The following is a 25,734-nucleotide window of genomic DNA, read 5'->3' as shown; positions in this document are numbered from 1 at the left end:
GTGCTACGTCGACCAGGCATAGGCTTAGACGGCCTCGTTGGACTCGTCCTCGAATGCAGCAAAAAGCGGTTCATCTTCAACGATTTCGGCTTCGGCGATAGCTGCGTAGTCGATCAGGCCTTCAGCGATTTCGCGCAGGGCAACGACGGTAGGCTTGTCGTTTTCCCATGCTACTTTCGGCTCTTTGCCGCCGGTGGCCAGTTGACGGGCACGCTTGGTAGAGAGCATGACCAGCTCAAAGCGGTTATCCACGTGTTCTAGGCAGTCTTCAACGGTTACGCGGGCCATGGTCTTCCTCGTAGCAAATGCAATATGCGCGCTGCCCGGATGGGCGAGCGGACTCGACAGTTTAAAAAATCACCAGCGTTTAGGGAAGCGCTGATTTTTTGACCAAGCCCTTCAACGCGCTGCAAGTACCAATGTAAAGCCCTTGCAGCGGTTTTGGGAAGAGCTGATTAACCGAGCAATTCAGCCAGCAATTTGCCGTGACGCTGTTGCTGACGCTTTTGAATCAGCTGATTGGCGCGGAAAATCGCCTTCAGATCGTGCAGCGCGTGGGCGAAATCGTCGTTGATGATCAGGTAGTCGTAGTCGACGTAGTGGCTCATTTCGCTGACGGCTTCGCGCATCCGGCCGTCAATGACTTCGTCACTGTCCTGGCCGCGATTGGTCAGGCGCTGGTGCAGGGCCTGCAATGACGGCGGCAGAATGAAGATCGAGCGGGCCTGAGGCATCAGCTTGCGCACTTGCTCGGCACCTTGCCAGTCGATTTCCAGAATCAGGTCGTGGCCTTCGTCCAGGGTTTGCTGCAGGTGGCTTTGCGAGGTGCCGTAGAGGTTGCCGAACACTTCGGCGCGCTCGAGGAAGTCCCCGTGCTCGATCATCTTCACGAACTCGCTGCGGTCGACGAAGTGATAGTTCACGCCATTCACTTCACCGGGGCGCATGGCGCGGGTGGTGTGGGAGACCGAGACGCGGATCTCCGGATTTGCGTCGGTCAAAGCCTTGACCAGACTGCTCTTGCCCGCGCCCGAAGGAGCGGAAATGATGTACAGGGTGCCGGTGCTGTGTGTCATGTCGGGGTAGCCTTACTCAATATTCTGCACTTGTTCGCGCATCTGCTCGATCAACACCTTGAGGTTGACCGCAGCCTGGGTACTGCGCGGGTCGAAGGCTTTGGAGCCCAGTGTATTGGCTTCGCGGTTGAGTTCCTGCATCAGGAAGTCCAGGCGCCGACCGGCGGCACCGCCGGATTTGAGCACCCGGCGAACTTCGATGATATGAGTGCTCAGGCGATCCAGTTCTTCGGCGACGTCACTTTTTTGCGCGAGCATGACCATTTCCTGCTCCAGGCGCTGCGGATCCATCTCGGCCTTCATGTCGGCGAAACGGTCGAGGACTTTCTGGCGCTGGGTGGCGAGCATTTGCGGGACCAGTTCGCGCAAGGTCACCACGTCTTCTTCGATGGCGCTCAGGCGCTCGTTGATCAGCCGCGCCAGCTCCGCGCCTTCGCGCTCGCGGCCGGCCTTCAGCTCCTTGAGGCCCTGATTGAACAGTGCCAGCGCTTCGGCGTTCAAGGCTTGCGGGTCGGTGGCGTCGCCTACCAGTACGCCGGGCCAGGCAAGGACTTCCAGCGGGTTCAGCGCTGCCGGGTTCTTGATCAGGCTGGCGATGGTCTCGGCGGCGGCGACCAGTTGCGCGGCGCGCTCCTGATCGATTTGCAGCGCCTTGCCGGTGTTTTCTTCGGTGAAGCGCAGGGTGCATTCAAGCTTGCCCCGCGATACACCCTGGCGCAGGGCTTCACGAACAGCGCCCTCGAGGTCGCGAAAGGACTCCGGCAGGCGCAGGTGGGGTTCCAGGTAGCGGCTGTTGACCGAGCGCAGTTCCCAGCTCAGGGTGCCCTGGACGCCGGCTTTCTCGACGCGGGCGAAGGCGGTCATGCTGTGCACCATGGAGGTACCTCGCAAGGCAGATCGGCACAGAACCGAGGTTCCGGGAATCCGATATCAATGAATTAAAGCCGACTGGCAGCAAAGGCGCAGGATTGTAGCGCAGTGGCGCGGATGCGCCCAAACACACAGTGTGACAAAGAGCGGCAGGCCTGCACCGGCGCGCGGTACAGAGCCCTCGGTCGTCGGCGGATTTTTTTAGAAGTGCCCAGTGGCGGCCGTCGGCTCTATAATGCTCCGCAGTTTTCCGTCCCCAGTACAGGTACTCCCTATGATACGTCCAAGTGGTCGCGCTGCCGATCAGCTCCGCTCGATCCGCATCACCCGCAACTACACCAAGCACGCCGAGGGTTCTGTGCTGGTCGAATTCGGTGATACCAAGGTCATCTGCACCGTCAGCGTTGAACCGGGCGTACCGCGTTTCCTGAAAGGCCAGGGCCAGGGTTGGTTGACTGCCGAGTACGGCATGCTGCCGCGTGCTACCGGCGAGCGTAACCAGCGTGAAGCCAGCCGTGGCAAGCAAGGCGGTCGCACCCTGGAAATCCAGCGTCTGATCGGTCGCTCCCTGCGCGCTGCGCTGGACATGTCCAAACTGGGCGATATCACCCTGTACGTCGACTGCGATGTGATCCAGGCTGATGGCGGCACCCGCACGGCTTCGATTACCGGCTCCATGGTTGCGCTGATCGATGCCTTGAAAGTGATCAAGAAGCGTGGTGGCCTGAAGGGCGGCGACCCGGTCAAACAGATGATCGCCGCTGTATCCGTGGGCATGTACAAGGGTGAACCGGTGCTCGACCTCGATTACCTGGAAGACTCGGCCGCCGAGACTGACCTGAACGTGGTAATGACCAGCGCTGGCGGCTTCATCGAAGTCCAGGGCACTGCCGAAGGCGCGCCGTTCCAGCCTGAAGAGCTGAACGCCATGCTCGAACTGGCCAAGAAAGGCATGAACGAGATCTTCGAACTGCAAAAGGCCGCCCTGGCCGACTGACCGGGCTGCTCCAGACAAGGAGGACACCATGAGTGACGAGCAACTGCCGCTGCCCACGCCGAGCCAAGAGGCGCGTCAGTGGGCCATGTTTTGCCACTTGTCCGCCTTGCTGGGGATCTGGATTCCGTTCGGTACGATCATCGGCCCGCTGATTCTCTGGCAGATCAAGCGCGAGATGGACCCGTTCATCGATGCCCAGGGCAAGGAAGCGCTGAACTTTCAGATAACGGTGGCGATCGCCTCGGCTATCTGCTTCTTGCTGATGCTGGTGATTATCGGGTTCTTCCTGTTTGGCCTGATCGCGATCGGTGCGCTGGTGCTAACGATCATTGCCGGGGTGAAGGCCAATGAAGGGCAGCCTTATCGGTATCCGTTCACATGGCGGTTGATCAAATAACGATCAGCAGGATCCCCTTGTAGGAGCGAGCTTGCTCGCGATGGTGTGTCAGCCACATTGGTGTCAACTGACACACCATCGCGAGCAAGCTCGCTCCTACAGAGGGCGGCGCCAGCGTCGCCCACAAAAAAGCCGACCCTGAAGTCGGCTTTTTTGTGTCTGCGAAACGACGCTTAAATGGTCAGCGTCCAGTCGTAGTCCACGATCAGCGGCGCGTGTTGCGAGAACCGCGGCTGGCGCGGCAGGCGTGCGCTGCGTACGAAGCGGCGCAGGCCAGGGGTCAGCAACTGATAGTCGAAGCGCCAACCGAGGTTGAGCATCTCCGCCTGTTCGTTGTCCGGCCACCAGCTGTACTGGTCGCCTTCCCGGCTGACTTCCCGCAGGGCGTCGACATAACCCATGTTGCCGACAATCTCGTCCATCCAGGCACGTTCAGGTGCCAGGAAGCCCGGAGATTGCTGGCTGTCGCGCCAGTTCTTGATGTCGAGCTTCTGCTGCGCCACGTACAGCGAGCCACAATAAATGTACTCGCGGCGTTTGCGCCGCTGCTTGTCCAGGTACTTGCCGAAGTCGTCCATGAGCTTGAACTTCTGGTTCAAGTCCTCATCGCCGTTCATCCCCGAAGGAAGCAGCAAGGTGGCAATACTGACTTTGTCGAAATCTGCTTGCAGGTAGCGCCCGTAGCGGTCGGCCGTCTCGAAACCGAGACCGCTGATGACAGCCTTCGGTTGCAGCCGCGAATACAAAGCCACGCCGCCTTGGGCAGGGACTTCAGCATCGCAGGCATAAAGGAAGTAGCCATCCAGTTGGAAGGCTGGGTCATCCAGTTCAAAGGCGGAGGCACGGGTGTCCTGCAGGCAGATGACGTCGGCATTCTGTGCTTGCAGCCAACTGAGCAAACCACGCTCGACTGCAGCCTGAATACCATTGACGTTCACACTGATGATCCGCATAAATGGCCCCAAAAATCGCGTGCGTGTATGATACACGGCGTCAAGCTAATTAGCTAAATCCGTGGTATTTGGGGTTTTTTCATGCAAGCGTATCAGCGCGATTTCATCCGTTTTGCCATCGATCGCGGCGTTTTGCGCTTCGGTGAGTTCACCCTGAAGTCCGGGCGCACCAGTCCTTACTTCTTCAATGCCGGCCTGTTCAACTCGGGTTCAGCCCTGGCACAGCTGGGTCGTTTCTACGCCGCCGCCATTGCCGAGAGCGGCATTTCGTTCGACGTGCTGTTTGGCCCTGCCTACAAAGGCATCCCGCTGGCGGCGACTACCGCCGTGGCCCTGGCCGAGCATCACGACCGTGACCTGCCATGGTGCTTCAACCGCAAGGAAGCCAAGGCCCACGGCGAAGGCGGCAGCCTGGTTGGCGCACCGCTGACCGGTGAAGTGCTGATCATCGACGACGTGATCACCGCTGGCACCGCCATCCGTGAAGTGATGCAGATCATCGCCTCCCAGGACGGCGCCAAGGCGGCAGGCGTGCTGATCGCCCTGAACCGTCAGGAGCGTGGCAACGGCGAGTTGTCGGCGATCCAGGAAGTCGAGCGTGACTTCGGCATCCCGGTCATCAGCATCGTTTCGCTGAACCAGGTGCTGGAATTCCTGGCGGACGATCCGCAGCTCAAGCAGCATCTGCCAGCTGTGGAAGCCTACCGCGCCCAGTTCGGCGTCTGACACACCGACCCTGTAGGAGCGAGCTTGCTCGCGAAAAACGTCAACGATAATGCGGAGTGCCTGGCAGCCCGCGTTGCTCTGGCGCCCATCGCGAGCAATCGAGCGTCGACCGGCTGCTCCTACAAGGGGCTTTTTGTTTGTGCTGTCAGTGCAGTCTTCGCCATTTTCCTATCAGTTTTAGTGCCAATCCCAGATTGAATAGCGCGAACCCCAGCAGTGCCACGACGACTAGAACGTAAAGCGTGCGGTCCACATCGAAATCCCACAGATCCAGTCTGCTGCCACGCATGATTCGAGCGGCGGCCGGCAGGTTGACGTAAAAAAGTGCTGTGAAGGCGCCGGTCAGGGGCAGGGCGCAACCGAGCAAAACGCCTGAAACCTTCTCTCGGCTACGTTTTCTGGCCAGTGGGCCTGGTTGTTTTTCATCCAGTTCCAACGCTTCATGCAATTTTGGCCATGCCAGGTTGAACATGAATGTGGTCAGGGTCAGCAGCAAACCACTGACCGCGACGATGTCACTGAACGGCATTCAGGCCCAGTGTCCGGCACAGCAGCGCGTGGGAATCCTCGCTGATTTCGAACTGCCCGGCACTGCCTTTGCGTTTGATGATGGGTTTGAAAGTCGGCTCGTTCTGGGTGATCAGCATGTTCAGTTCATCGCGGATGACGTCCGAGCTGATCACCACCAGATACACGGTCTGCGCGTGTTCCGCAGACTCGATCACGGCTCGCATGCTGTGCTGCAGGATCTCGTCCAATTGATTGCGGAAGCGTGAAACCGTGTTTTTCAGCAAGGTTTTGCTTTGGCTCTGAGTCAGCTGGAAAATCGTCGATATCTGCGATTCGGTTGGCAGGGTCTGCCCGAAGTAGCTTTGAATCAGATACAGCAAACGGTCCTGTTTTGCTTCATCGGCCCGGCTCGGCATGCCGCCCTCAACCAGCATTTTCAAGTATTCAGTCAGGCTCGCCTTGGCTATACGCTGTAAGGCATGAGCAATTTCCGTGTCGGAAATCTTCAGGGTTTTCTTGACCGGTTCCTTCTGCTCCTGCTCGAAAGCCTGGGCGTCGATCGTGAACGAGATCTGCATGGCTCAGTGCCTCCGTGGCTATTTTTTGCTCGCAGGGCTGGTTGTCTCGGCCTTTTTGTTCTCGACGGATTTGTCGGTTTTTTCCGGATACGGGTCATTCGGGGCGTCGCCCTGGCCGGTCAATACTTTCCAGGCTTTGCGCGTGTGAGGGGTCTTTTTGAAATCAGGGCAGGGTGGCATTGATGTTTGCGACGGGCCTGAATACTCAAATCCGCAGTCTACGCAGGCGTAGGTGCCTGCTGAAATGTCACTGCCGTATGGAACATGGTCTTTTTGCATGGGTAGATCTCCTGTGGATGCAGGGAAGATCCTATGCAGATTGATTCCTTAATGATGTCGGACGTTTCGTTATCTGAAGTGAGGCATTTCCTGCACGCATAAAAAAGATCGCAGACTTCGTCAGCACCTACGGAAAATTCATACTTCCGTAGGTGCCGCTGAAGGTTGCGATCTTTATGACGTTCTTGAATCAGTGACGCTTGCGATTGCTGATCAGGGTGCCCACGCCGGTATCGGTGAAAATTTCCAGCAGGATCGCGTTCGGCACGCGACCGTCGATGATCAGCGAGCTGCCCACGCCGCCCTGGACTGCTTCCAGTGCGCAACGGATCTTCGGCAGCATGCCGCCATAGATGGTGCCATCGGCGATCAGGTCGTCGACTTGCTGGGTTGTCAGGCCGGTCAGGACCGTGCCCGACTTGTCCATCAGGCCGGCGATGTTGGTCAGCAGCATCAACTTCTCGGCTTTCAATGCCTCGGCGACTTTACCGGCCACCAGGTCAGCGTTGATGTTGTACGACTCGCCGTTGGCGCCGACGCCGATGGGCGCGATCACCGGGATGAAATCGCCCTTGACCAACAGGTTCAGCAGGTCGGTATTGATGCCGACTACTTCGCCCACGTGGCCGATGTCGATGATTTCCGGGGTGGTCATTTCCGGCGTCTGACGGGTAACGGTGAGCTTCTTCGCGCGAATCAGCTCGGCGTCTTTACCGGTCAGGCCGATGGCGCTGCCGCCATGACGGTTGATCAGGTTGACGATGTCCTTGTTGACCTGGCCGCCGAGGACCATTTCAACCACGTCCATGGTCGCGGCGTCGGTGACGCGCATGCCGTCGACGAAATGGCTCTCGATCGACAGGCGCTTGAGCAGGTCACCGATTTGCGGGCCGCCACCGTGAACCACCACCGGGTTGATGCCCACGGCCTTCATCAGCACGATGTCGCGGGCGAAGCCGGTTTTCAGCTCCTCGCTTTCCATCGCGTTGCCGCCGTATTTGATCACCAGTGTCTTGCCGACATAACGGCGGATGTAAGGCAGCGCTTCGGACAGGACCTTGGCGGTGTTGGCGGCGGCTTCGCGTTCGAGGGTCATTCAGGGCTCCGGGTGAATCAGAACGGTAGTTGGAGATCAGGTGCAACACGCTTCAACTGGGCGTGGAAAACGTCCTTGATGCGCTGCAATTCAGCCTCGTCATCGGCCTCGAAACGCAGCACCAGCACCGGTGTGGTGTTGGATGCGCGTACCAGGCCCCAGCCTTTGGCATAGTCGACTCGCACGCCGTCAATGGTGGTCAGGTCGGCGCCTTCGCCCCACTGCGCGTCGTGCAATGCATCAATGATGCTGAATTTGCTCTCTTCGGTCACATGGATATTGATTTCCGGCGTAGAAATATCGTTCGGGAAGGTCGCGAACAACTCTTCGGCCGAGGATTTTTCCTTGCTGAGGATCTCCAGCAACCGCGCGGCGCTGTAAATGCCGTCGTCGAAACCGAACCAGCGCTCCTTGAAGAAGATGTGCCCGCTCATTTCGCCAGCCAGCAGGGCGCCGGATTGTTTCATTTTCTTTTTGATCAACGAGTGACCGGTCTTCCACATTAGCGACCGGCCGCCGTATTCCTTGATCAGCGGGATCAGGCGGCGGGTGCATTTGACGTCGAAGATAATCTCGGCGCCCGGGTTGCGTGCCACGACGTCGCGGGCGAACAGCATCAGCAACCGGTCTGGGTAGACGATGCTGCCGGTGTTGGTCACCACGCCGACGCGGTCGCCATCGCCGTCGAAGGCCAGGCCGATGTCAGCGTTGGTTTCCTTGACCTTGGCGATCAGGTCCACGAGGTTTTCAGGCTTGCCCGGGTCCGGGTGGTGGTTCGGGAAGTTGCCGTCCACTTCGCAGAACAGCGGGATGACTTCGCAGTTCAGCGCTTCGATCAGTTGCGGAGCGATCACACCGGCCGCGCCGTTACCGCAATCGACGACCACTTTCAGGCGACGGGCCAGCTTGATGTCCTGGACGATTTCGGTGGTGTAGCGGTCGAGAATCTCGACCTGGGTGATGCTGCCCTGGCCGCTGCTCAGGTTATTGGTCTTGAGGCGGTCGTGCAGGGCCTGGATCTGTTCGTTGGCCAGGGTGTCGCCGGCAATGACGATCTTGAAACCGTTGTAGTTCGACGGGTTGTGGCTGCCGGTGAGCATCACGCCGGATTTGCCGGCCAGTACGTTGGCGGCGTAGTAGAGCGCCGGAGTCGGGACCAGGCCGACATCACTGACGTGGCAGCCGCTGTCGGCGATGCCTTTGATCAGTTGCGCGACCAGTTCCGGGCCGGACAAGCGGCCATCGCGACCGACGGACACGTTCGGTTCGCCCTGGGCCAGGCTTTGGGAGCCGACGGCGCGGCCGATCCAGTAAGCGGTTTCGGCGTTCAGGAATTCCGGGACGGTACCGCGGATGTCGTAGGCGCGGAAGATGCTGTCAGGGAACTTGGGTGCGATTTTGGCCGGGGTGTTCATCTGTGGAAATGCTCCATCTCGAAAGTGGCTGGACAGGCCGCCGATTCACTCGGCGGCAGGTTCAAACTGAAGGGTATGACGGCGTTTTCCACAGAGAGTTCGTGGTGTGAAAGGGCCATGACGCCCCTGACGACAAGGGTTTGACCGGGCAATGCCTTGATTTCCGGAGCTAAACCTTGCAGATGACAATTTGAATTTTGTGGCGAGGGAGCCAGATCCCCCGCCACAAGAAGAGCAAGACTGGATCAGCGGGTGCCGGTATGGCCGAAGCCGCCGGTGCCGCGCTCGGTTTCAACAAACTCTTCAACCATCTCGAAGTGAGCCTGCACCACCGGTACCAGCACCAGTTGCGCCAGGCGCTCGCCAACCGGCATGGTGAACTCGGTCTGGCCACGGTTCCAGCAGGAAACCATCAATGGGCCTTGGTAGTCAGAGTCGATCAGCCCCACCAGGTTGCCCAGCACGATGCCGTGCTTATGGCCCATCCCCGAGCGCGGCAGAATCAGCGCTGCCAGGTTCGGGTCGCCGATATAGACCGAAAGGCCGGTGGGGATCAGCACGGTTTCACCCGGCTTGATCACGGTGTCCTGTTCCAGCATGGCGCGCAGGTCGAGGCCGGCGGAGCCCGGTGTGGCGTATTGCGGCAGCGGGAATTCGGTACCGATGCGGGGGTCGAGGATCTTGGCTTGCAAAGCGTGCATGTAAATTAAACCTGGTTCAGACGTTCGGCGATAAAAGTGATCAGCTGGCGAGCAATCTTGCTCTTGCTGGTCTGGGCGAAAAGTGTGGCGTGAAGCTCGCGGTCGATGACGCTGCAGGCGTTTTCTTCGCTGTTGAAGCCAATGCTCGGGTTGGCGACGTCGTTGGCGACGATCAGATCGAGGTTCTTGTCTTTCAACTTGCGTGCAGCGTAATCGAGCAGGTGTTCGGTCTCGGCAGCGAAACCGACACTGAACGGGCGGTCGGGGCGGGTGGCGATGGTGGCCAGGATGTCCGGGTTACGCACCATCTGTAGCAACAAGCCGTCGCCGTTCGTAGGATCTTTCTTGAGTTTCTGTGGGGCGACGACTTCCGGACGGTAATCCGCGACCGCTGCCGAGGCGATGAACAGGTCGCAAGGGATCGCCGCTTCACACGCGGCCAGCATGTCGCGGGCGCTGACCACGTCGATACGGTTGACGCGATCCGGAGTCGGCAGGTGCACGGGGCCGGTGATCAGGGTTACGCGGGCACCAGCCTCCACAGCGGCTTCGGCCAGGGCAAAGCCCATTTTTCCGGAGCTGTGGTTGGTGATGTAGCGCACCGGGTCGATGTTTTCCTGGGTCGGGCCGGCCGTAATCAGCACGTGTTTGCCGGTCAGTGCCTGACGCTGGAAGCAGTCGGCGGCGCACTGGGCCAGTTCAAGGGCTTCGAGCATGCGCCCCAGGCCGACGTCGCCGCAGGCCTGGCTGCCGGAAGCCGGGCCGAAAACCTTGATGTCGCGGCTTTCGAGGGTTTGCAGGTTGGCCTGGGTCGCCGGATCGCGCCACATGGCCTGGTTCATTGCCGGCGCGACGGCGACCACTGCGTCGGTGGCCAGCACCAGCGTGGTCAGCAGATCGTCGGCGATTCCTTGGGCCAGGCGGGCGATCAGGTCCGCCGTGGCGGGGGCGATCAGCACCAGGTCGGCCCATTTGGCCAGTTCGATGTGGCCCATGGCCGCCTCGGCCGCAGGGTCCAGCAGGTCCAGGTGGACCGGGTGCCCGGACAGGGCCTGCATGGTCAACGGGGTGATGAACTCTGCGCCGCCACGGGTCATGACCACGCGCACTTCGGCGCCCTGATCGATCAGGCGGCGAACCAGGTCGGCGCTCTTGTAGGCAGCGATACCGCCGCCGACGCCCAGAACAATGCGTTTCCGATACAGCCGCTGCATAGGCCTGCCTTTCAATTCGTTGGTGACATACGTGGCGAAACCCCCTCCCCAGGGTGAATTCGCCCGCAAAAAAGATGGGCTACGATATCACAGCGACCGCTACGGAACAGCGGTGCCCACAGACAGGGAGGTGCTATGAGTATTCGCGATTGGCCGGCGGCGGAACGGCCGCGGGAGAGGTTGCTTGAGCGGGGCGCGGGAAGCCTTTCGGATGCCGAATTGCTGGCGATCTTTTTACGCACCGGCGTGGTGGGTAAAAGTGCAGTAGATCTGGCGCGACACCTGTTGAATCAGTTTGGCAGCCTGCGTTTGTTGCTTGAAGCCGATCAGGAAGCGTTCAGCAAGCAGTTGGGACTTGGGCCGGCGAAATTTGCGCAGTTGCAGGCTGCGCAAGAAATGAGCAGGCGTCATCTGGCCGAGCGTGCGCGCCATAAGTCGGCACTGGAGAGTCCGCACGCGGTTCGCGAGTATCTGAAATCGATGCTGCGCCACGAGCCACACGAGGTGTTTGGTTGCCTGTTTCTCGATTCCAGGCATCAGGTACTGGCGTTCGAGACGCTGTTCCGCGGCTCCATCGACAACACCAGCGTTCATCCGCGAGAGGTGGTCAAGCGCGCCCTGGCCAACAACGCAGCGGCATTGATCCTCTGTCACAACCATCCTTCGGGCAACACCGACCCAAGTCAGTCCGACCGGGTGCTGACCAAGCGCCTGCAAAAGGCGCTGGAGTTGATTGACGTGCGGGTGCTCGACCATTTCATCATCGGTGATGGCGACCCGTTGTCGATGGCGGAGTATGGCTGGATGTAGGCAGGATGTGAGAAGCACGCTTTCCATGTGGGAGCGAGCTTGCTCGCGATGGCGTCGGCACATTCAGCACTGATGTTGCCTGAAAGTCCGCTATCGCGAGCAAGCTCGCTCCCACAGGTTTTGTGTTGTGTCAGATTATTTGAGGTTGACCTTGGAATAGTCCTGCCGGCCGAACGGGCTGACCGAATACCCCTCGACATCCTTGCGCGTCAGCGCGAAGGCCGTCGGGTGAGCCAGTGGTAGCCACAGCGCCTGCTGCTGGATCTGCGCCTGGGCCTGTTCGTAGAGTTTGCTACGCACACCTTGCTCGCCGGTGGTCTTGCCGGCGCTGATCAGCTTGTCCAGGTCCTGATTGCAGTAGCGGGCGAAGTTGGTGCCGGACTTGACCGCCGCGCAGGAAAACTGCGGCGTGAGGAAGTTGTCCGGGTCACCGTTGTCACCGGCCCAGCCCATGAACAGCAAGTCGTGCTCACCGGCCTTGGCGCGGCGGATCAGTTCGCCCCATTCGATCACGCGGATTTCGGCCTGAATGCCGATTTCCGCGAGGTCAGACTGCAGCAGTTGGGCGCCAAGGCTTGGGTTGGGGTTAAGCAGGCTGCCGGAAGGGCGGGTCCAGATGGTGGTCTGGAAGCCGTCCTTGAGTCCGGCCTTGGCCATCAAGGCCTTGGCCTTGGCGATGTCGTGAGGGTAACCCGGCAGGCCTTTCGCGTAGCTCCAGGTGTTGGGCGGATACGGACCGTTGGCCGCCTCGGCAGTGTCTTCGAACACGGCTTTGACATAGCTGGCCTTGTCGAAGGCAAGGTTGATGGCCTGGCGGACTTCAGGCTTGTCCAGTGGCGGATGCTGACTGTTGATGCCGACGAATGCGGTCATGAACGCGTCAGTCTTTTCGACTTTCAGCGTCGGCTCTTTCAGCGCTTCCTGTACGTCCAGAGGCTTGGGCGACAGGGCGATCTGGCATTCGTTGCGGCGCAATTTCTGCAGGCGCACGTTGGCGTCCGGGGTGATGGCAAAGATCAGTGGATCTACAGAGGGTTTGCCGCCGAAGTAGTCGGGGTTGGCTTTGTAGCGAACCGAGGCGTCCTTCTGGAAGCGAGTGAAAACGAACGGCCCTGTGCCGATCGGCTGGCTGTTGAGCTTCTCGGGTGTGCCGGCCTTCATCAGTTTGTCGGCGTATTCGGCCGAATAGATCGAGGCGAAACCCATGCTCAGGGTCGCCAGGAAGGTCGAATCCGGGTGGTCGAGGGTGAAGCGCACGGTCTGCGGATCGAGGGCGTCGATTTTCTTGATCAATGCAGGCAACTGCATCGATTGCGCATGCGGGAAGCCGCTCTGGGCGACTTTGTGCCACGCATTGGCCGGATCGAGCATACGGTCGAAGCTGAAAATCACGTCTTCAGCGCTCAGGTCACGCGTCGGGGTGAAGTACTCGGTGCGATGGAATTTCACCTGCGGGTGCAACTTGAACACGTAGATCAGGCCATCGGGGCTGACTTCCCAGCTGTCGGCGAGGCTGGCGACCACTTTGCCACTGGCCGTGTCAAAGTCCACCAGGCGATTCATCAACACATCGGCCGAGGCATTGGTGGTGGTCAGCGAGTTGTACTGCACCACGTCGAACCCTTCAGGGCTGGCCTCGGTGCAGACGCTCAGGGCGGCGGCAAATGCCTGTGGGCTCAGCAGAAGCGGGGCGAGCAACAGCGGTAGGGCAGCAAGGCGCATGGTCGGCTTCCTATACAGGTCGAAGGCCCATCTGCAAGTGCAGTCTGGAAAAGGCTTACCCTAGTGGGCTCTTTTGCAAATGACTATCCCCTTTTTCATTTTAAGGGGACTATAGGCGACTGATTTTGCTGTGCAGCGGTTGAGCAAACCCCCTGGATGGCTCGCTGAACGATTTTCTGCGACGAGCGGTCGCCATCGACGATAGCCTTTGTCCAAGGCGCTCGGAGCCAGAAAAACGGGGTTTTTGTGAATTCAACGCACACTGAATGTTGTTGCTCTCTAGTCTTTCTGGTATAAAGCAGCGCTCTTTTCTAGGGGCCCGGTTCCTTCACTGTAGGTGTAGCCGGTAAGACCTCTAAAGAAACGCGGCGCCTGGCGCCAAATGACTGAGAGATTAAGCGGCCAACCCATGCCGGGTTGGGCATGTGGTTTTAGAGGGCTGAGGCATGTCTAGAGTCTGTCAAGTTACCGGTAAGGGTCCGGTGACTGGGAATAACATTTCCCACGCAAACAACAAAACCCGTCGTCGTTTCCTGCCGAACCTGCAGCATCACCGCTTCTGGGTTGAAGAAGAGAAACGTTTTGTGCGTCTGCGCGTATCTGCCAAAGGCATGCGTATCATCGACAAGCGTGGCATCACTGTCGTGCTGGCCGAACTTCGCCGCGATGGCAAGGTTTAAGGGAGCTAATCATGCGTGAATTGATTCGTTTGATTTCGAGCGCCGGTACTGGTCACTTCTACACTACCGACAAGAACAAGCGTACTACTCCGGACAAAATCGAGATCAAGAAATATGATCCGGTTGTTCGCAAGCACGTGATCTACAAAGAAGGCAAAATCAAGTAATTGATTTTTCCCTCTTACGAAAAAGGCCCGTATCGCGAGATACGGGCCTTTTTTGTTGTGCTTGAAAAACGGACAGCTTTTCAGCCTGATCAAGTCATTGCGCTTCAGTGCTGAGTAGAGCGATGCATGGTTTGGCGCAAATCAATTGCCCATGGTGACATGGGTGATGATTTCGTTTTCAACCAGCAGATTGATCCGTGCGGGATTGTAGTCTTTGGTCATGATGAACCCGATGCCCCTCGGACGTACCGCCAGCCCGGTTTTGTTGGCGAGCTCTCCACGCAGCTCTTCGGAGTATTGTCGGCCGATGTATTGAATGGCTGTATCCAGGTGTTGTTTCAAATCAATGGTCATTTACCGCTTCCTTGCAATTGGTGAGTGAGCGAAGTTGCTCCCGTCATCCGTCTTGGATGCCGTGAAGAAATACTGGAGCAGCTCCGGTCATTTATCACCTGTTGTACTGTGTCGCGATGTTTGCCGGGACCCGCCCGTGAAAAAGCCCGTCACCGGGGACGGGCTTTGGGGTATTTCGATGATCTTGCTTCAAGCCTTCTGTTCAAACGCCACATAGATCTTGCGGCATGGCTCCAGCACTTCCCAGGTGCCGCGAAAGCCTGCCGGGATCACGAAGCGATCACCCACACGCAGCGTCTTGGCGTTGCCGTCGAGGTCACGTATCACGGAAACCCCCTGCACGATTTCGCAGTATTCGTGTTCGGTGAAGTTTACCGTCCACTGGCCGACAGCCCCTTCCCACACGCCGGCGTTCAATTGGCCGCAAGGGCTGTTGTAGTGGTTGTACACCGCTTGCTCGGGATCACCCTTCAGTACTTTGGTCGGATCCGGGCGATAGCGTTCGGCGGCGGTGGTGGCCTGGCTGAAGTCGACGATATTCTGGATGCTCATTGTTGTATTCCCCCGTCATTGCGGTGCGAGTGGTGGGTGTCCGGTCAGACCGGACACGGGTATCGCCAAAGTCTATGTTTATTAAAATGAACATCGCAAGGCCGTTTGCCGGTGTTATGTCAAATATATTGAAACTTCACCTGCCGCTGGTTTAGGGTGGTGGATGCCTTGGGCCGAAAAGCAGGCTGGCCGGGCAGAATTCCTGACAGCGCCCGCGAAGAACGCGGGTGTCGTATCAATAAGAGGAGGACACTCGCATGACCACCCTGACCCGTGCCGACTGGGAACAACGTGCCCGCGACCTGAAAATCGAAGGCCGCGCCTATATCAATGGCGAATACACCGACGCCGTTTCCGGCGAGACATTCGAGTGCATCAGCCCGGTCGATGGCCGTCTGCTCGGCAAGATTGCCAGTTGTGACGCCGCCGATGCCCAGCGCGCCGTGGAAAACGCTCGCGCCACGTTCAATTCCGGTGTCTGGTCGCGTCTGGCGCCGACCAAACGCAAGTCCACCATGATCCGTTTTGCCGGCCTGCTGAAACAGCACGCCGAAGAGCTGGCCCTGCTTGAAACCCTGGACATGGGCAAGCCGATCAGCGATTCCCTGTACATCGACGTTCCCGGCGCGGCACAAGCCTTGAGCTGGAGCGGCGAAGCCATCGACAAGATCTACGACGAAGTGGCAGCCACTCCGCACGATCAGTTGGGTCTTGTGACCCGTGAGCCGGTGGGTGTTGTGGGCGCCATCGTGCCGTGGAACTTCCCGCTGATGATGGCGTGCTGGAAACTCGGTCCTGCGCTGTCCACCGGTAACTCGGTGATCCTCAAGCCGTCCGAAAAATCCCCGCTGACCGCCATTCGCATCGCTGAACTGGCTGTCGAAGCCGGCATCCCGAAAGGCGTGCTGAACGTGCTGCCGGGTTACGGTCACACCGTCGGCAAGGCCTTGGCCCTGCACAACGACGTCGACACCCTGGTATTCACCGGCTCGACCAAAATCGCCAAGCAATTGCTGATCTACTCCGGCGAGTCGAACATGAAGCGCGTCTGGCTCGAAGCCGGCGGCAAGAGCCCGAATATCGTGTTCGCCGATGCGCCGAACCTGCAGGATGCTGCCGAAGCCGCTGCTGGCGCCATCGCCTTCAACCAGGGCGAAGTCTGCACCGCCGGTTCGCGCCTGCTGGTGGAGCGTTCGATCAAGGACAAATTCCTGCCGCTGGTGATCGAGGCGCTGAAGGCCTGGAAGCCGGGCAATCCGCTGGATCCGGCGACCAATGTTGGCGCGCTGGTCGATACCCAGCAGATGAACACCGTACTGTCCTACATCGAGTCCGGTCATGCCGACGGCGCCAGGTTGGTGGCCGGTGGCAAGCGTACGCTCCAGGAAACTGGCGGCACTTACGTTGAGCCGACGATTTTCGATGGTGTGAGCAATGCGATGAAAATCGCCCAGGAAGAAATCTTCGGCCCGGTACTGTCGGTCATCGAATTCGACAGCGCCGAAGAAGCCATCGCGATTGCCAACGACACACCGTACGGCCTGGCCGCTGCGGTCTGGACGGCCGACATTTCCAAGGCCCACCTCACCGCCCGCGCACTGCGTGCCGGTAGCGTGTGGGTCAACCAGTACGATGGCGGCGACATGACCGCTCCGTTCGGTGGCTTCAAGCAGTCCGGCAACGGTCGCGACAAATCCCTGCACGCGTTCGACAAATACACCGAGCTGAAGGCGACCTGGATCAAGTTGTAAGCCGTTAAGGGAGGTCTGTTGTAGAGCAGGCCTCCCGAACGACACAGATCCCTTGTGGGAGCGAGCTTGCTCGCGATAGTGGTGTAACAGTCGACTTCAATGTTGAATGTTGCTCCGTCATCGCGAGCAGCTCGCTCCCACAATGTTTTGTGTTGTACATAAAAATATCCACAGGAGCGTGGAACATGCGTTGGGCGACTTATTTCGCCGTTTTGGCATCTGTCCTGAGTGTCGGCCTGGCCTTGGGTGTCAGCATGCCGCTGGTGTCGTTTCGTCTGGAAAGCTGGGGCTACGGCTCGTTTGCCATTGGCGTGATGGCCGCGATGCCAGCCATCGGCGTCCTGCTGGGGGCGAAAATCTCCAGCCATCTGGCGGCGCGATTCGGCACGGCCAATCTGATGCGCCTGTGCCTGTGGGCCGGGGCGATTTCGATCGGTTTGCTGGCGCTGTTGCCGAGCTATCCGATCTGGTTGGTGCTGCGGCTGATGATCGGGGTGATCCTGACCCTTGTATTCATCATCGGTGAAAGCTGGATCAATCAACTGGTGGTCGAGCAATGGCGCGGGCGGCTGGTGGCGCTGTATGGCAGCAGCTACGCATTGAGTCAGTTGGCGGGGCCGGTGTTGTTGGGCTTCCTCGGTACCGAGCATGACTATGGCTTTTGGGTGGGCGTCGGTTTGCTGATGGGGGCTCCGTTCCTGTTGCTGGGCCGCAGTGGCGCGCCGAGCAGTGAAGCCAGCAGCGTGACCCTGCGTGATTTGCTTGAGTTTTGTCGTGGCCTGCCGGCGATTGCCTGGGCGGTGTCGCTGTTCGCCGCGTTCGAGGCGATGATTTTGACGCTGTTGCCGGTCTACTGCCTGCGCCAGGGCTTCACCACGGAGATCGCTCTGGCGATGGTCAGTACGGTGGTCGTCGGCGATGCGGTGCTGCAATTGCCGATTGGTGCGTTGGCCGATCGTTTGTCGCGGCGGGCGTTGTTTACCGGCTGCGCAGTCGTCTTGCTGGTGTCGAGCCTGGCGATTCCGATGCTGATCGACACGCTGCTGATCTGGCCGCTGTGGGTCTTGTTTGGCGCCAGTGCCGGTGGCTTGTTCACCTTGTCACTGATCCTGATCGGCGAGCGTTATCGCGACGATGCACTGGTGCGGGCCAACGCGCATATTGCACAGCTGTGGGGGATTGGTTGCTTGGTCGGGCCGCTGCTGGCGGGTGCCGGCAGCCAGTGGATCAACGGCCATGCGTTGCCGTTGCTGATGGCAGTGGGGGCCTTGGGCGTGCTGATTGTGGTGTCGCGGCAAGGGGCGTTTGGCACCGCTCAGCCAGCCTGATGAGCATCGCAGGACTGTGGCGGTCGAGTCTTACAACATCGTCCCCAGCCAACCGAATTGCTCAGCCAGGCATTGAAGCGCCGCCACCAACTCCGTTTGGCGGCGCAGATAGGCATATGTACGCTGATTCCCGAAGAAAGGTCAGTCGCTGAGCTGATCGTTTTCCGCCAGCAGTCTGATCGCTGTCGTACCGACCTTGCGTACTGCGTCTTCGATCTGCGGTGTTGGCTTGGCAGCGTAGTTCATGCGCAGGCAATTGCGGTACTTGCCCGAGGCGGAAAAAATACTGCCCACGGCAATCTGTACGCCTTGGTCGTGCAATGCACGATTCAGTTTCAGGGTGTCGAAACCTTCCGGTAGTTCGACCCACAGCATGAAGCTGCCCTGTGGGCGACTGGCGCGGGTGCCGGCCGGGAAGTAGCGGGTCACCCAATCAATCATCATGTCGCGATTGCGCTGGTACTGCGTACGCATCCGCCGCAAATGCGGTTCGAAGTGGCCACCTTTAAGAAATTCGGCAATGGCGATCTGCGGTTGTGGCGCGGTGGATCCGGTGCTGATGTATTTCATGTGCAGTACCCGTTCCAGATAGCGACCGGGCGCGACCCAGCCGATGCGCAGGCCGGGTGCCAGGGTCTTGGAAAACGAACTGCACAACAGGACGCGACCGTCCTCGTCGAAGGACTTGATCGTGCGCGGACGCGGGTAGGTGTAGGCGAGCTCGCCATACACATCGTCCTCGATGATCGCCACGTCATAGCGCTGCGCAAGCGTCAACAACGCGCGTTTGCGCGACTCCGGCATGATGTAGCCCAACGGGTTGTTGCAGTTGGGGGTCAACTGTATGACCTTGATCGGCCACTGTTCCAGGGCCAGTTCCAGCGCTTCGAGGCTGATGCCGGTCAGTGGGTCGGTGGGGATTTCCAGGGCCTTCATGCCCAGGCCCTTGAGGGTCTGCATCGCGCCGTGAAAGCTCGGCGAGTCCACCGCGACAATGTCGCCGGGCTCGCAGGTCGCGCGAATACTGGTGGACAGCGCTTCATGGCATCCAGTGGTCACCACCAGTTCGCTGGCACTCAACTGGCAGCCGGAATCGAGCATCAGGCGAGCGATCTGTTCGCGCAGTTCAAGGTTGCCGTGGATGTTGTCGTAATACAGGCCGGGCATGTCCTGCCGACGGCTGATTCGCGCCAGGTCACGCAGCAGCGGTTTCATGGTCGCACTGGTGATGTCCGGCATGCCGCGACCCAGTTGCACCACGTCTTTGCGTGGAACGGCGCGAATCAACTCCAGCACTTGATCCCATTGGGAAATGTCCACCGGTCGTTGGGCCGGGCGGCCGACTGCCGGCAAATCCGGCAGTTCGCGGCTGGCCGGGACGAAGTACCCGGACTTGGGCCGAGGCATGGCCAGCCCGCTGTCCTCCAGCACCCGATAGGCCTGCTGCACTGTGCTCAGGCTGACGCCGTGCTCGACGCTCAGCGCCCGAACCGAAGGCAGCCGGTCACCGGGGCGATAGAAGCCCTGTTCGATACGTGTGCCGAGCAATTCGGCGAGGTTGACGTAAAGGGTCATGGTGCAGCCTCGATAAGGGTGATTCGGTTAACCAGTACAGATCGGGCGAAAAATCGGGATTCAGTGGCGGAATCGGCAAAACTGTATGGAGTTAATACAGTTGTTTTGAATCTGTAATGCTCTTGCGCGCCCACGCATCATGGAACCTCTGGCTACCCAAGTAAACAGGAGCATCCAAGATGAACGGTTTGAGCGATGTGCGGCTGACGTTACACAGTCAGGAGCTGGCGACCGGGCAGAACAACGGCACGCGGGAGGGGGGCATGGGCAATGCGTCGTCCGGCCTGAATCGCTGGGACCGGTTCTGGCGTCGCCTGCACACGCGCAAGGCGTTGCTGGCCCTGACGGCTGACCAGCTCAAGGACATCGGGCTGACGCGGGAGCAGGCGCGGGAGGAGGGGCTGAAGCCTTTCTGGCGGATCTGAGTTTTGCGGTGTTCTTCAGGGCCTCATCGCGAGCAAGCTCGCTCCCACAAGGAACGGTGGTGAACACAAATTTTGTGAACACTGCCAAACACTGTGGGAGCGAGCTTGCTCGCGATGGCGTCGGTACAGGCCCAGCTAAACCTTCAGACCAACTCTTTAAACCGATGCCACAACATCCCCAATGCCAGCAACGGTGAACGCAAATGCTTGCCACCCGGGAATGTGATGTGCGGCACCTTGGCAAACAGATCGAAGCCGCCGCTGTGCTGGCCGCTGATGGCTTCGGCCAACAGCTTGCCGGCCAGGTGTGTGGCGTTCACGCCATGACCGGAATAGGCCTGGGCGTAATACACATTCGGCTGGTCCTTGAGTCGCCCGATCTGCGGCAGGCGGTTGGCGCCGATACCGATCATGCCGCCCCATTGGTAATCGATCTTCACTGCACTCAGTTGCGGGAAGACCTCCAGCATTTTCGGACGCATGTACGCAGCGATGTCTTTGGGGTCGCGGCCGGAGTAATGGCAGGCACCGCCAAACAGCAGGCGCCGGTCCGCCGAGAGCCGGTAGTAGTCCAGCGCCACGCGCTGGTCACAGACCGCCATGTTCTGCGGCAGCAGGGCGTGGGCCTGTTCTTCGCTCAGTGGTTCGGTGGCGATGATGTAGCTGCCGGCGGGCAGGACTTTGCCGCTGAGTTCCGGGTTGAGGTCATTGAGGTAAGCATTGCAACCCAGTACCAGGGTCTTGGCGCGCACCGAGCCCTCGGCGGCATGGACCTTAATCTCTGGGCCATAGTCGATGCGGGTCACGGCCGAGTGCTCGAATAACTGGACCCCCAGTCGTTGTGCCGCGGATGCTTCGCCCAAGGCCAGGTTCAGTGGATGCAGGTGCCCCGAGCCCATGTCGATCAGGCCGCCGACGTAACGCGTAGAGCCGACCACGGTGTGCATCTCGTTGGCTTGCAGCAAACGGGTCTCGTAGCGATAACCGAGGCTGCGCAGCTCTTCGGCATCCTCGGCGAAACCTTCAAGATCACGGGGTTTGTTGGCGAGGTCGCAGTAACCCCAGGTCAGGTCGCAGGGGATCTGGAAGTGCTCGACCCGTTGCCGGACGATTTCCACGGCTTCCAGGCCCATGAGTTTCATTTGCCGAACACCTTCGACACCGATGATGTTGGTGAACTGATCGAGGCCGTGGCCGACGCCGCGAATCAGTTGCCCGCCATTGCGTCCACTGGCGCCCCAGCCGATTCGATGGGCTTCAAGCAACACTACGCTGAGGCCGCGTTCGGCCAGCTCAAGCGCCGTGTTCAACCCCGAAAACCCACCGCCCACCACACAGACATCGGCCAGCACTTCGCCTTTGAGCGCCGGAAGTTCGGGCTGCGGCAGGCTGCTGGCGGCGTAGTAGGAGGCGATGTGGTCCGGAGCAGGCTGCTGAGCACGAGGGTTCATGTGCGTGATCCTGGTGTTGATGTTTAGAAAACTTGACGGAGCATAAGCCGGACCTTCCCGGACGGGCAACATTGGTCGGCTGCTGCTGTCTGGATCGGGGCTTTTGCGTCAGAATCGCACTCTATTCCGCTATTGGTCACCGCTTCAATGAGCTGCAACAGTCAGACAATCCGCACATTGCGACAGCAGATTCCCTCGTTCGAGTGTGTTCCCGGCTGCCATGACTGCTGCGGGCCGGTGACTACCTCGCCGGAAGAAATGTCACGCCTGCCGCGCAAGACTCGCGCCGAGCAGGATGCCGCCATGGAAGAACTCAACTGTGTGCACCTGGGGCCCAATGGTTGCACGGTGTATGACGAGCGGCCGCTGATCTGCCGGTTGTTCGGCACCACCAAGACTTTGCCGTGCCCCAATGGGCGGGGGCCAGTGGAGTTGATTCATCCGCGGGTGGAGAAGCAGGTGTTCGAGTACATGGCCAGTACCCGGCAGGTGTTGGTTTAAAACAGCGGGTCTTCAGGTGGACCGAGTTGCCTCAATCGCGAGCAAGCTCGCTCCCACAGGTATTTGAGTCTGCCTGAATTTTGTGTTCAAAACCGGTTCATTGTGGGAGCGAGCTTGCTCGCGATGGGGTCGGAACAGACACCGGAAAATCTTCAATCCGGAATCGGCAGAGTCAGGCTCTCTTTCACCTCTTCCATCACGATGTAACTCTTGGACTCGCGCACGTGGGGCAGCTTGAGCAGGATGTCGCCCAGCAATTTGCGGTACGAGGCCATCTCGGAAATCCGCGCCTTCACCAGGTAGTCGAAATCCCCTGACACCAGGTGGCACTCCAGCACATGGGGCAACTTCAGCACCGCACGCCGGAACTCTTCGAAAGTATCGCCGGACTTGTAGTCCAGGCTGATCTCGACGAACACCAGCAGACTCCCCTTCAGATGCTGCGGATTGAGCCTGGCGTTGTAGCCCATGATGATCCCTTCGCGCTCCAGACGCCGGACCCGCTCGGTACAGGGCGTGGTCGAGAGCCCGACCTTTTCCCCAAGCTCGGTAAAGGAAATCCGCCCGTCCGCTTGCAGGATCCGCAGGATGTTGCGGTCGATCTTGTCCAGCTCACGTTTGGTCTGAGTGTTGGTACGCATAGGGGATGCGCCTCCGCGAAAAGGGTTTTTGCCGAGAATTGTCGCCAAATATAGGCGCTTATATAGTGAAATGCACTGGCAAATCTTTTTTACACTGCGCACATCTGAAGCTCTGAATAACAAACGTCAGCGGTTAGCCGCGATGAGGGATATGAAAATGCGCGTCATGGTCTTGGGTAGCGGCGTCATCGGTACCACCAGTGCTTATTATCTGGCCCGTGCCGGGTTTGAAGTGGTGGTTGTGGACCGGCAGCCGGCCGCTGCCATGGAGACCAGTTTCGCCAATGCCGGGCAGGTCTCGCCGGGTTATGCCTCGCCGTGGGCCGCGCCGGGCGTGCCGCTCAAGGCCATCAAGTGGCTGTTGCAGCGCCACGCGCCACTGGCGATCAAGGCCACGGCCGACATCGACCAGTACCTGTGGATGGCACAGATGCTGCGCAACTGCACCGCCAGCCGTTACGCGGTGAACAAGGAGCGTATGGTCCGTCTGTCCGAGTACAGCCGTGACTGCCTCGATGAACTGCGTGCCGAAACCGGCATTGCCTACGAAGGCCGTAGCCTTGGTACGACTCAACTGTTCCGCACCCAGGCTCAACTGGACGGCGCCGCGAAAGACATCGCCGTGCTGAAAGAGTCCGGCGTGCCGTTCGAATTGCTCGACCGCGAAGGTATTGCCCGCGTTGAGCCGGCGCTGGCCAGCGTCACTGACATCCTCGCCGGTGCCTTGCGCCTGCCGAACGACCAGACCGGCGACTGCCAGATGTTCACCACCAAGCTCGCCGAGATGGCCGCGAACCTCGGTGTGCAATTCCGTTTCGGCCAGGACATTCAGCGCCTCGACTTCGCCGGTGACCGCATCAACGGCGTTTGGATCGACGGCAAGCTGGAAACCGCCGACCGCTACGTCCTGGCGCTTGGCAGCTACTCGCCGCAACTGCTCAAACCACTAGGGATCAAGGCGCCGGTGTACCCGCTCAAGGGCTACTCCCTGACCGTGCCGATCACCAACCCGGCAATGGCCCCGACTTCGACCATTCTCGACGAGACCTACAAGGTCGCGATCACCCGTTTCGACAACCGCATCCGCGTTGGCGGCATGGCGGAGATCGCCGGTTTTGACCTGTCGCTGAATCCGCGCCGGCGCGAAACCCTGGAGATGATCGTCAACGACCTTTATCCTCAGGGCGGCAATCTGGCCGAAGCGAGCTTTTGGACCGGCCTGCGCCCGACCACTCCAGATGGCACGCCAATCGTAGGCGCCACACCGTTCAAGAACCTGTTCCTGAACACCGGTCATGGCACGCTCGGCTGGACCATGGCCTGTGGCTCCGGTCGCTTGCTGGCTGACCTGATGGCCAAGAGAAAGCCGCAGATCAGCGCCGAAGGCCTCGATATTTCCCGTTATGGCAACAAAACCCAGGAGTCTGCTAAGCATGTCAGTCCAGCGCCAGCTCACCAATGAGCGCATGAGTCAGATCGTCACCCATAACGGCACGGTTTACCTGGCCGGACAGGTGGGCGACGACATGAACGCCGGGATTGAACAGCAGACCCGTGAAACTCTCGCCAACATCGAGCGGTTGCTCGATCTGGCCGGCACCGACAAGCACAATCTGCTGTCGGTGACGATTTACCTGAAGGACATCGACGCGCATTTCGAAGGCATGAACGCGGTGTGGGACAAGTGGCTGCCAAAAGGCGTCGCTCCCGCCCGAGCCACCGTTGAATCGAAATTGTGCGAACCGGAAATCCTGGTCGAGTTGTCGGTTGTCGCCGCTCTGCCATAAGCCTGTCAGAAAAGATCCCTCTCCCGGCGCTGTTGGCGGTTCACGCTACCAGCCAGCGCCGGTTTTTCTTCCCGATAACCCGACCAGAAGTCTGCCGCCATGCGTCCTGCCCGTGCCCTGATCGACCTTCAAGCCCTGCGTCACAACTACCGGATCGCCCGTGAACTCACGGGGGCTCGTGCCCTCGCGGTGATCAAGGCCGATGCCTATGGCCATGGCGCGGTGCGTTGCGCCCAGGCGCTGGAAGCCGAGGCGGACGGGTTTGCCGTGGCTTGCATCGAAGAGGCGTTGGAGCTGCGGGCAGCGGGCATTCGTGCGCCGGTCCTGCTGTTGGAAGGCTTTTTCGAAGCCGACGAGCTGGCGCTGATCGTCGAGCATGATTTCTGGTGCGTGGTGCATTCGCTGTGGCAGCTCGAAGCCATCGAGAAAGCAGCGTTGAGCAAACCGATCACCGTGTGGCTGAAGCTCGATTCGGGCATGCATCGCGTGGGGCTGCACCCGACGGATTATCAAGCGGCCTATCGACGGCTGCTGGCCAGCGGCAAGGTCGCGAAAGTGGTGCTGATGAGCCACTTTGCGCGTGCCGATGAACTGCACGAACAGGCCAGCGCGGAGCAGGTGGCGGTATTTGAAGCGGCGCGCAAAGGCTTGTCCGCCGAGGTCAGCCTGCGTAACTCGCCGGCGGTGCTCGGTTGGCCGCAGATACCGAGTGACTGGGTGCGCCCAGGCATCATGCTCTATGGCGCCACGCCGTTCGAAGAGGCCAACGAAGTAGCATCGCGGCTGCAACCGGTCATGACCCTGGAATCGAAGGTGATCAGTGTGCGCGAGTTGCCGGCCGGCGAGCCCGTCGGTTACGGCGCCAAATTCATCACCCCCAAACCGATGCGCATTGGCGTGGTGGCCATGGGTTACGCCGACGGCTACCCACGACTGGCACCGACCGGCACGCCAGTGCTGGTTGCCGGGCAGCGCAGCCAGTTGATCGGCCGGGTATCGATGGACATGCTCTGTATCGACCTGACCGATGTGCCGCAGGCCGGTCTCGGTTCGACCGTCGAGTTGTGGGGCAAAAACATCCTCGCCAGTGATGTGGCCATGGCTGCCGGCACGATTCCTTACCAGATCTTCTGCAACTTGCGCCGAGTGCCACTGCTCTATTCCGGGGCTTAGTGAGC

General features: G+C 59.8%; 29 protein-coding genes and 1 pseudogene. 13 read left to right on the top strand and 17 right to left on the bottom strand.

Translation table 11 applies throughout. From position 1 onward, the window contains the following. Positions 1 to 24 precede the first annotated feature (24 nt). From rpoZ to PSJE_RS19050, 3 genes are all read right to left on the bottom strand, one after another. Entirely contained in the window at positions 25 to 288 is a 264-nt protein-coding gene (rpoZ, locus tag PSJE_RS19060; protein ID WP_007921129.1) for a DNA-directed RNA polymerase subunit omega, read from the bottom strand. Positions 289 to 455: 167 nt separating this feature from the next. Continuing rightward, on the bottom strand, positions 456 to 1,076 hold the full coding sequence (gene gmk / locus PSJE_RS19055) for a guanylate kinase (RefSeq protein WP_046038947.1): 621 nt from the start codon (positions 1,074 to 1,076) through the stop codon (positions 456 to 458). 12 nt (positions 1,077 to 1,088) lie between these two features. After that, complete coding sequence (locus PSJE_RS19050; RefSeq protein WP_057712739.1) at positions 1,089 to 1,952, bottom strand: YicC/YloC family endoribonuclease; 864 nt, start codon at positions 1,950 to 1,952, stop codon at positions 1,089 to 1,091. 268 nt (positions 1,953 to 2,220) lie between these two features. Here PSJE_RS19050 and rph point away from each other — a divergent pair, with 268 nt between their 5' ends. Further along, the gene (rph, locus tag PSJE_RS19045) at positions 2,221 to 2,943 is read left to right on the top strand and encodes a ribonuclease PH (protein WP_057395880.1); all 723 of its coding nucleotides are present in this window, start codon (positions 2,221 to 2,223) and stop codon (positions 2,941 to 2,943) included. 28 nt (positions 2,944 to 2,971) lie between these two features. Then, positions 2,972 to 3,340 (top strand): DUF4870 domain-containing protein, encoded by a 369-nt coding sequence (locus PSJE_RS19040; protein WP_057712740.1) that lies wholly within the window; start codon positions 2,972 to 2,974, stop codon positions 3,338 to 3,340. A 173-nt stretch (positions 3,341 to 3,513) separates the two neighbouring features. Here PSJE_RS19040 and PSJE_RS19035 read toward each other — a convergent pair whose 3' ends face one another. After that, positions 3,514 to 4,293 (bottom strand): exodeoxyribonuclease III, encoded by a 780-nt coding sequence (locus tag PSJE_RS19035; protein ID WP_003229491.1) that lies wholly within the window; start codon positions 4,291 to 4,293, stop codon positions 3,514 to 3,516. An 81-nt stretch (positions 4,294 to 4,374) separates the two neighbouring features. Here PSJE_RS19035 and pyrE point away from each other — a divergent pair, with 81 nt between their 5' ends. After that, a complete protein-coding gene (pyrE, locus tag PSJE_RS19030) occupies positions 4,375 to 5,019 on the top strand; it encodes an orotate phosphoribosyltransferase (protein ID WP_027616815.1) in 645 nt (214 codons plus the stop codon). A 145-nt stretch (positions 5,020 to 5,164) separates the two neighbouring features. Here pyrE and PSJE_RS19025 read toward each other — a convergent pair whose 3' ends face one another. The 7 genes and pseudogenes from PSJE_RS19025 to coaBC all read right to left on the bottom strand — a co-directional run bounded on the left by PSJE_RS19025 (position 5,165) and on the right by coaBC (position 10,812). Next, positions 5,165 to 5,548 (bottom strand): hypothetical protein, encoded by a 384-nt coding sequence (locus PSJE_RS19025; RefSeq protein WP_090452164.1) that lies wholly within the window; start codon positions 5,546 to 5,548, stop codon positions 5,165 to 5,167. Further along, positions 5,535 to 6,107 carry a hypothetical protein gene (locus tag PSJE_RS19020; RefSeq protein WP_057712743.1) on the bottom strand — a complete coding sequence of 191 codons (573 nt, stop codon included), beginning with the start codon at positions 6,105 to 6,107 and terminating at the stop codon, positions 5,535 to 5,537. Before PSJE_RS19020 ends, PSJE_RS19025 begins: the two co-directional genes overlap by 14 nt. A gap of 18 nt (positions 6,108 to 6,125) precedes the next feature. After that, positions 6,126 to 6,386 carry a hypothetical protein gene (locus PSJE_RS19015; RefSeq protein ID WP_057712744.1) on the bottom strand — a complete coding sequence of 87 codons (261 nt, stop codon included), beginning with the start codon at positions 6,384 to 6,386 and terminating at the stop codon, positions 6,126 to 6,128. Positions 6,387 to 6,576: 190 nt separating this feature from the next. Next, positions 6,577 to 7,482: an acetylglutamate kinase gene (argB, locus tag PSJE_RS19010; RefSeq protein ID WP_053163877.1), complete on the bottom strand. Its 906-nt coding sequence runs from the start codon at positions 7,480 to 7,482 to the stop codon at positions 6,577 to 6,579. 17 nt (positions 7,483 to 7,499) lie between these two features. Beyond that, positions 7,500 to 8,876 (bottom strand): annotated as a pseudogene (locus PSJE_RS19005) (phosphomannomutase/phosphoglucomutase); the annotation flags it as partial. Positions 8,877 to 9,142: 266 nt separating this feature from the next. Then, the gene (gene dut, locus PSJE_RS19000) at positions 9,143 to 9,598 is read right to left on the bottom strand and encodes a dUTP diphosphatase (RefSeq protein WP_007975171.1); all 456 of its coding nucleotides are present in this window, start codon (positions 9,596 to 9,598) and stop codon (positions 9,143 to 9,145) included. Positions 9,599 to 9,603: 5 nt separating this feature from the next. After that, on the bottom strand, positions 9,604 to 10,812 hold the full coding sequence (gene coaBC, locus PSJE_RS18995; RefSeq protein ID WP_090452162.1) for a bifunctional phosphopantothenoylcysteine decarboxylase/phosphopantothenate--cysteine ligase CoaBC: 1,209 nt from the start codon (positions 10,810 to 10,812) through the stop codon (positions 9,604 to 9,606). A 135-nt stretch (positions 10,813 to 10,947) separates the two neighbouring features. On the opposite strand from coaBC, the gene radC reads away from it, so the two are divergent. Continuing rightward, complete coding sequence (gene radC / locus PSJE_RS18990) at positions 10,948 to 11,622, top strand: RadC family protein (RefSeq protein WP_057712747.1); 675 nt, start codon at positions 10,948 to 10,950, stop codon at positions 11,620 to 11,622. A 135-nt stretch (positions 11,623 to 11,757) separates the two neighbouring features. Here the strand turns inward: radC and PSJE_RS18985 are convergent, their stop codons facing one another. Continuing rightward, positions 11,758 to 13,344: an ABC transporter substrate-binding protein gene (locus PSJE_RS18985; RefSeq protein ID WP_090452160.1), complete on the bottom strand. Its 1,587-nt coding sequence runs from the start codon at positions 13,342 to 13,344 to the stop codon at positions 11,758 to 11,760. Between the two features lie 446 nt (positions 13,345 to 13,790). Here PSJE_RS18985 and rpmB point away from each other — a divergent pair, with 446 nt between their 5' ends. Continuing rightward, the gene (gene rpmB / locus PSJE_RS18980; RefSeq protein WP_007975166.1) at positions 13,791 to 14,024 is read left to right on the top strand and encodes a 50S ribosomal protein L28; all 234 of its coding nucleotides are present in this window, start codon (positions 13,791 to 13,793) and stop codon (positions 14,022 to 14,024) included. Between the two features lie 11 nt (positions 14,025 to 14,035). Beyond that, on the top strand, positions 14,036 to 14,191 hold the full coding sequence (gene rpmG, locus PSJE_RS18975; RefSeq protein ID WP_003177274.1) for a 50S ribosomal protein L33: 156 nt from the start codon (positions 14,036 to 14,038) through the stop codon (positions 14,189 to 14,191). A 141-nt stretch (positions 14,192 to 14,332) separates the two neighbouring features. Here the strand turns inward: rpmG and PSJE_RS18970 are convergent, their stop codons facing one another. Beyond that, positions 14,333 to 14,545, bottom strand: coding sequence for a hypothetical protein (locus PSJE_RS18970; protein WP_057712749.1), 213 nt, complete (start codon positions 14,543 to 14,545; stop codon positions 14,333 to 14,335). Positions 14,546 to 14,734: 189 nt separating this feature from the next. Further along, on the bottom strand, positions 14,735 to 15,097 hold the full coding sequence (locus PSJE_RS18965; protein WP_057712750.1) for a cupin domain-containing protein: 363 nt from the start codon (positions 15,095 to 15,097) through the stop codon (positions 14,735 to 14,737). Positions 15,098 to 15,354: 257 nt separating this feature from the next. On the opposite strand from PSJE_RS18965, the gene PSJE_RS18960 reads away from it, so the two are divergent. Both PSJE_RS18960 and PSJE_RS18955 read left to right on the top strand, forming a co-directional pair. Beyond that, a complete protein-coding gene (locus PSJE_RS18960) occupies positions 15,355 to 16,848 on the top strand; it encodes an aldehyde dehydrogenase (protein WP_057712751.1) in 1,494 nt (497 codons plus the stop codon). A gap of 185 nt (positions 16,849 to 17,033) precedes the next feature. Next, positions 17,034 to 18,176, top strand: coding sequence for an MFS transporter (locus PSJE_RS18955; RefSeq protein ID WP_090452158.1), 1,143 nt, complete (start codon positions 17,034 to 17,036; stop codon positions 18,174 to 18,176). Between the two features lie 141 nt (positions 18,177 to 18,317). Here the strand turns inward: PSJE_RS18955 and PSJE_RS18950 are convergent, their stop codons facing one another. Further along, positions 18,318 to 19,751 carry an aminotransferase-like domain-containing protein gene (locus PSJE_RS18950; RefSeq protein ID WP_090452156.1) on the bottom strand — a complete coding sequence of 478 codons (1,434 nt, stop codon included), beginning with the start codon at positions 19,749 to 19,751 and terminating at the stop codon, positions 18,318 to 18,320. 179 nt (positions 19,752 to 19,930) lie between these two features. On the opposite strand from PSJE_RS18950, the gene PSJE_RS18945 reads away from it, so the two are divergent. Further along, a complete protein-coding gene (locus PSJE_RS18945; protein WP_090452154.1) occupies positions 19,931 to 20,176 on the top strand; it encodes a DUF1127 domain-containing protein in 246 nt (81 codons plus the stop codon). Between the two features lie 143 nt (positions 20,177 to 20,319). Here the strand turns inward: PSJE_RS18945 and PSJE_RS18940 are convergent, their stop codons facing one another. Next, positions 20,320 to 21,627, bottom strand: coding sequence for an NAD(P)/FAD-dependent oxidoreductase (locus tag PSJE_RS18940; protein WP_090452152.1), 1,308 nt, complete (start codon positions 21,625 to 21,627; stop codon positions 20,320 to 20,322). A gap of 147 nt (positions 21,628 to 21,774) precedes the next feature. Here PSJE_RS18940 and PSJE_RS18935 point away from each other — a divergent pair, with 147 nt between their 5' ends. Then, the gene (locus PSJE_RS18935; protein WP_007975156.1) at positions 21,775 to 22,128 is read left to right on the top strand and encodes a YkgJ family cysteine cluster protein; all 354 of its coding nucleotides are present in this window, start codon (positions 21,775 to 21,777) and stop codon (positions 22,126 to 22,128) included. A gap of 152 nt (positions 22,129 to 22,280) precedes the next feature. On the opposite strand, the gene PSJE_RS18930 is transcribed toward PSJE_RS18935, so the two are convergent. After that, complete coding sequence (locus PSJE_RS18930) at positions 22,281 to 22,769, bottom strand: Lrp/AsnC ligand binding domain-containing protein (protein WP_007975155.1); 489 nt, start codon at positions 22,767 to 22,769, stop codon at positions 22,281 to 22,283. 157 nt (positions 22,770 to 22,926) lie between these two features. On the opposite strand from PSJE_RS18930, the gene dadA reads away from it, so the two are divergent. The 3 genes from dadA (at position 22,927) to alr (ending at position 25,729) form a co-directional block, all read left to right on the top strand. Continuing rightward, positions 22,927 to 24,231, top strand: a complete 1,305-nt coding sequence (gene dadA / locus PSJE_RS18925) for a D-amino acid dehydrogenase (RefSeq protein ID WP_057716537.1) — start codon at positions 22,927 to 22,929, stop codon at positions 24,229 to 24,231. Next, entirely contained in the window at positions 24,203 to 24,556 is a 354-nt protein-coding gene (locus PSJE_RS18920) for a RidA family protein (protein ID WP_090452150.1), read from the top strand. Before dadA ends, PSJE_RS18920 begins: the two co-directional genes overlap by 29 nt. A gap of 99 nt (positions 24,557 to 24,655) precedes the next feature. Further along, positions 24,656 to 25,729 (top strand): alanine racemase, encoded by a 1,074-nt coding sequence (alr, locus tag PSJE_RS18915; RefSeq protein ID WP_090452148.1) that lies wholly within the window; start codon positions 24,656 to 24,658, stop codon positions 25,727 to 25,729. Positions 25,730 to 25,734 lie beyond the last annotated feature (5 nt).

It is taken from the genome of Pseudomonas jessenii, assembly GCF_002236115.1.
Classification (GTDB): Bacteria; Pseudomonadota; Gammaproteobacteria; order Pseudomonadales; family Pseudomonadaceae; genus Aquipseudomonas; species Aquipseudomonas jessenii.
This window is presented reverse-complemented; position numbering and strand designations above follow the sequence as displayed.

Bases quoted from the DNA above. Each gene is read 5' to 3' on its own strand.
- rpoZ (WP_007921129.1), bottom strand. From the start codon at position 288: ATGGCCCGCGTAACCGTTGAAGACTGCCTAGAACACGTGGATAACCGC.
- gmk (WP_046038947.1), bottom strand. From the start codon at position 1,076: ATGACACACAGCACCGGCACCCTGTACATCATTTCCGCTCCTTCGGGC.
- PSJE_RS19050 (WP_057712739.1), bottom strand. From the start codon at position 1,952: ATGGTGCACAGCATGACCGCCTTCGCCCGCGTCGAGAAAGCCGGCGTC.
- rph (WP_057395880.1), top strand. From the start codon at position 2,221: ATGATACGTCCAAGTGGTCGCGCTGCCGATCAGCTCCGCTCGATCCGC.
- PSJE_RS19040 (WP_057712740.1), top strand. From the start codon at position 2,972: ATGAGTGACGAGCAACTGCCGCTGCCCACGCCGAGCCAAGAGGCGCGT.
- PSJE_RS19035 (WP_003229491.1), bottom strand. From the start codon at position 4,293: ATGCGGATCATCAGTGTGAACGTCAATGGTATTCAGGCTGCAGTCGAG.
- pyrE (WP_027616815.1), top strand. From the start codon at position 4,375: ATGCAAGCGTATCAGCGCGATTTCATCCGTTTTGCCATCGATCGCGGC.
- PSJE_RS19025 (WP_090452164.1), bottom strand. From the start codon at position 5,548: ATGCCGTTCAGTGACATCGTCGCGGTCAGTGGTTTGCTGCTGACCCTG.
- PSJE_RS19020 (WP_057712743.1), bottom strand. From the start codon at position 6,107: ATGCAGATCTCGTTCACGATCGACGCCCAGGCTTTCGAGCAGGAGCAG.
- PSJE_RS19015 (WP_057712744.1), bottom strand. From the start codon at position 6,386: ATGCAAAAAGACCATGTTCCATACGGCAGTGACATTTCAGCAGGCACC.
- argB (WP_053163877.1), bottom strand. From the start codon at position 7,482: ATGACCCTCGAACGCGAAGCCGCCGCCAACACCGCCAAGGTCCTGTCC.
- dut (WP_007975171.1), bottom strand. From the start codon at position 9,598: ATGCACGCTTTGCAAGCCAAGATCCTCGACCCCCGCATCGGTACCGAA.
- coaBC (WP_090452162.1), bottom strand. From the start codon at position 10,812: ATGCAGCGGCTGTATCGGAAACGCATTGTTCTGGGCGTCGGCGGCGGT.
- radC (WP_057712747.1), top strand. From the start codon at position 10,948: ATGAGTATTCGCGATTGGCCGGCGGCGGAACGGCCGCGGGAGAGGTTG.
- PSJE_RS18985 (WP_090452160.1), bottom strand. From the start codon at position 13,344: ATGCGCCTTGCTGCCCTACCGCTGTTGCTCGCCCCGCTTCTGCTGAGC.
- rpmB (WP_007975166.1), top strand. From the start codon at position 13,791: ATGTCTAGAGTCTGTCAAGTTACCGGTAAGGGTCCGGTGACTGGGAAT.
- rpmG (WP_003177274.1), top strand. From the start codon at position 14,036: ATGCGTGAATTGATTCGTTTGATTTCGAGCGCCGGTACTGGTCACTTC.
- PSJE_RS18970 (WP_057712749.1), bottom strand. From the start codon at position 14,545: ATGACCATTGATTTGAAACAACACCTGGATACAGCCATTCAATACATC.
- PSJE_RS18965 (WP_057712750.1), bottom strand. From the start codon at position 15,097: ATGAGCATCCAGAATATCGTCGACTTCAGCCAGGCCACCACCGCCGCC.
- PSJE_RS18960 (WP_057712751.1), top strand. From the start codon at position 15,355: ATGACCACCCTGACCCGTGCCGACTGGGAACAACGTGCCCGCGACCTG.
- PSJE_RS18955 (WP_090452158.1), top strand. From the start codon at position 17,034: ATGCGTTGGGCGACTTATTTCGCCGTTTTGGCATCTGTCCTGAGTGTC.
- PSJE_RS18950 (WP_090452156.1), bottom strand. From the start codon at position 19,751: ATGACCCTTTACGTCAACCTCGCCGAATTGCTCGGCACACGTATCGAA.
- PSJE_RS18945 (WP_090452154.1), top strand. From the start codon at position 19,931: ATGAACGGTTTGAGCGATGTGCGGCTGACGTTACACAGTCAGGAGCTG.
- PSJE_RS18940 (WP_090452152.1), bottom strand. From the start codon at position 21,627: ATGAACCCTCGTGCTCAGCAGCCTGCTCCGGACCACATCGCCTCCTAC.
- PSJE_RS18935 (WP_007975156.1), top strand. From the start codon at position 21,775: ATGAGCTGCAACAGTCAGACAATCCGCACATTGCGACAGCAGATTCCC.
- PSJE_RS18930 (WP_007975155.1), bottom strand. From the start codon at position 22,769: ATGCGTACCAACACTCAGACCAAACGTGAGCTGGACAAGATCGACCGC.
- dadA (WP_057716537.1), top strand. From the start codon at position 22,927: ATGCGCGTCATGGTCTTGGGTAGCGGCGTCATCGGTACCACCAGTGCT.
- PSJE_RS18920 (WP_090452150.1), top strand. From the start codon at position 24,203: ATGTCAGTCCAGCGCCAGCTCACCAATGAGCGCATGAGTCAGATCGTC.
- alr (WP_090452148.1), top strand. From the start codon at position 24,656: ATGCGTCCTGCCCGTGCCCTGATCGACCTTCAAGCCCTGCGTCACAAC.